Consider the following 3,077-nt stretch of genomic DNA (forward strand, 5'->3'; position numbering starts at 1 on the left):
GAGAATTAAAAGAACAACTTGAAAAAAATCACCTCAGCGGACATATTGCAGATATCGAAACAGTTGATAAAATGACAAATCCTCAAATCGCAGCAAAAACTCGAAAGTACTTCGAGAAATAGTATTTGTTGATATGAAAATTCACTAATATTTATTCAGTAGTTGGGTTGTGAATGTGCTGGTGCGTTCGCAGGATTGGGTGGGTTTTGCCAAATATCCGAGATGAAAATAATCTATAGGAGAATTCAGCTATGAGACACGAACGCCATCAGGAACAGCAAAACCGCCCCCATCCGAGTCACATTGACCACCAGCACGATCCGGCGCAACATTCCAGTCACGAACATGCAGGGCACGACAAACATGCTGGACACAGCCCAGCGATGTTCCAGCGACGCTTCTTGATTTGTTGCCTGCTAACGGTGCCAGTGCTGTATCTCTCGCCGATGTTTCAGATGTGGTTCAATTACCAAGCGATTCAGTTTGCTGGCGTGGCTTGGGTTACGCCGATTCTGGCTACGGTTATTTACTGGTATGGTGGCTGGGTATTTCTGCACGGAGCTTGGGCTGAACTGCACAGTAAAATTGGGATGATGACGCTGGTTGCGCTGGCGATTACCGTATCTTATGTCTACAGTGTGGCGGTGTCTTTTGGATTACCAGGCGATTCCTTCTACATGGAATTGGTAACTTTGGTCGATATCATGCTGCTCGGTCACTGGATTGAAATGACTTCTGTGCAAGGAGCCAGCCGCGCTTTAGAGCATCTGGCTAAGTTGGTACCTGCTGTGGCTCACCAGCAAGTCAATGGGCGGATTGAAGATGTCCAAGTGAGCGCGTTAGCTGAGGGCGATCGCATTCTGATCCGTCCTGGCGAACAAGTTCCGATCGATGGTGAAGTCATTGAGGGTGCCTCTAGCGTCAACGAAGCCTTTCTCACTGGTGAATCGCGTCCAGTCGTCAAAAGAACTAGCGATGAAGTAGTCGCCGGGGCAGTTAACGGCGAAGGTGCTTTGACAATTAAAGTGATTCGGACTGGAGATAAAACAACTCTGAGCCAGATTATGCGGCTGGTGGAGGAGGCTCAAGCATCGAAAAGTCAATATCAAACCCTAGCCGACAGGTTGGCTTATTGGCTGACTCTGATTGCGATCGGGGTATCTACATTAACGTTTATTGTGTGGCTATCGATCGGTAAGGGCGGTCTAACATTTGCCATCAATCGGGCGGTGACAGTGCTAGTTATTACCTGTCCTCACGCGCTGGGTTTAGCAATTCCCTTGGTCACGATTAATGCCACGGCGATGGCGGCTAAAAACGGGATTTTGGTGCGAAACCGCGAGGCATTTGAACGAGCGCGAGGGGTTAAAACGATCGCCTTTGATAAGACAGGCACACTAACCGAAGGCAAGTTTGGAGTCAAGGAAATTTATACTGACGGCATTGATGAAGCCCAAGCCTTAGTAATAGCAGCCTCTCTAGAATCCTTATCCGAACATCCGCTTGGACAATCGATCGTTATCGAAGCTAATCATCGCCAAAGTCAGCTTGTCAAGGCGAGTGACTTCAAAGCTGTTCCAGGTCAAGGCGTTGAAGGTGTAGTCAATGGTCGGCGTTATCGGGTTGGTAGACCAGAATGGGTACAGGAGTTGAAATTACAGTTTCCACCAGCCTTGCGAACTGGACTGCAAGCAAGTGAATCGCGGGGTGAAAGCGCGATCGTCTTGATGGACGATAAGCAAGTACTGGCGATCTTTGGATTAGCAGATCGGGTCCGACCATCGGCACGAGCAGCAGTAGCCAAATTACAGCAAATGGGCGTACAGGTGGTGATGATTACCGGAGATGCCGAAGCGGTGGCAAAAACCGTTGCTGAGGATTTGAAGATCGATCGCTATTATGCTCGTGTCTTGCCTCAAGACAAAGCCGCACTCATTCATCGGCTCAAAGCCGAACAACCGATCGCTTTTGTCGGCGACGGGATTAATGATGCACCTGCTTTAACTGAGGCAGATTTGGGACTGGCGATCGGTGCTGGAACTAATGTGGCGATCGAATCTGCCGATTTAGTATTAGTGAAAAGCGATCCGCTCGATGCCACCTATGCGCTGAAACTCGCCAAAGCAACCTACAACAAAATGACTCAAAATCTGTTTTGGGCGACTGGCTACAACGTTATCGGTATTCCCTTAGCAGCAGGAGTCGCGGCTCCATTGGGTATTTTATTAACGCCAGCGATCGGGGCAATCTTAATGAGCGTTTCGACAGTGGTTGTGTCAATTAATGCGATGTTATTACGCCGCATTAACTTAAATGATTGAGGAGAATAATTAATACCAAAATCAACCTTTAAACTGGATATTTAACATGAACATAGAACACAAAAATGCAGTAGGCACGTTCCCAAATTTCCAAGAGATTGAATCGGCACTCCGTCAACTTAAAGCAACTGGCTTTCAGATGAATAATGTTTCCGTTGTTGCCGAGCATCTTGATTCAGCATCCGACACATTAGGGCAATCTATGGAGTCGCCCGTTCAATCTGAAGATGAGTTTACCTGGGGTAAAACAGTCGAGCGGATCGAACATGGTGCCGTTGATGCTGGGGCAATGGGCAGTGTCGTCGGTGGTGTCGTCGCTGGACTGACAACACTAGCATTTTCAGCTTTTAGCGGTGCTGTCGTATTAGTTGGCATCGCGGCTGGAGCTTTTTATGGAGCCGTATCGGGCGGTATTCTCGGCGGTGGCATTGGCTTTGATATTACTGAAAAGCAAGCAAAGCACTATAGCGATCTTTTAGCGCAAGGATATTACCTGACGATCGTCAAAGGAACTGACGATGAAATTAGTCAAGCTGAGTTGGTTTTAAAGAATAAAAATATTCAAGATTGGATGATTTTTAATACGCTTTAAATCGCTCGAAACCAAATCGATTTAGGAGATTTTTAGATGGTTAGTCAAATTTCTAAACCTATTACCGAATCACTCAATCTAGCCAGTCCCCAGGGTTTACTATCGACCCTACAACAACTGCGCCAAACCGTTGAAAGCGAAGGAAAAGCCACCTTTGACGAGTG

At 47.2% G+C, this 3,077-nt stretch carries 2 protein-coding genes; both read left to right on the forward strand.

What is annotated here, in order from left to right; all coding sequences use genetic code 11:
* Positions 1-251: 251 nt before the first annotated feature.
* Entirely contained in the window at positions 252-2,321 is a 2,070-nt protein-coding gene (locus RMO27_RS09860) for a heavy metal translocating P-type ATPase (protein WP_309731871.1), read from the forward strand.
* A 46-nt stretch (positions 2,322-2,367) separates the two neighbouring features.
* Positions 2,368-2,913 (forward strand): hypothetical protein, encoded by a 546-nt coding sequence (locus tag RMO27_RS09865; RefSeq protein WP_309731873.1) that lies wholly within the window; start codon positions 2,368-2,370, stop codon positions 2,911-2,913.
* Positions 2,914-3,077: the final 164 nt, after the last annotated feature.

The organism is Chamaesiphon sp. OTE_75_metabat_556 (assembly GCF_031378165.1).
GTDB lineage: Bacteria > Cyanobacteriota > Cyanobacteriia > Cyanobacteriales > Chamaesiphonaceae > Chamaesiphon.

Excerpts from the sequence above, each read along its gene's own strand:
- RMO27_RS09860 (WP_309731871.1), top strand. The coding sequence starts at position 252 with ATGAGACACGAACGCCATCAGGAACAGCAAAACCGCCCCCATCCGAGT.
- RMO27_RS09865 (WP_309731873.1), top strand. The coding sequence starts at position 2,368 with ATGAACATAGAACACAAAAATGCAGTAGGCACGTTCCCAAATTTCCAA.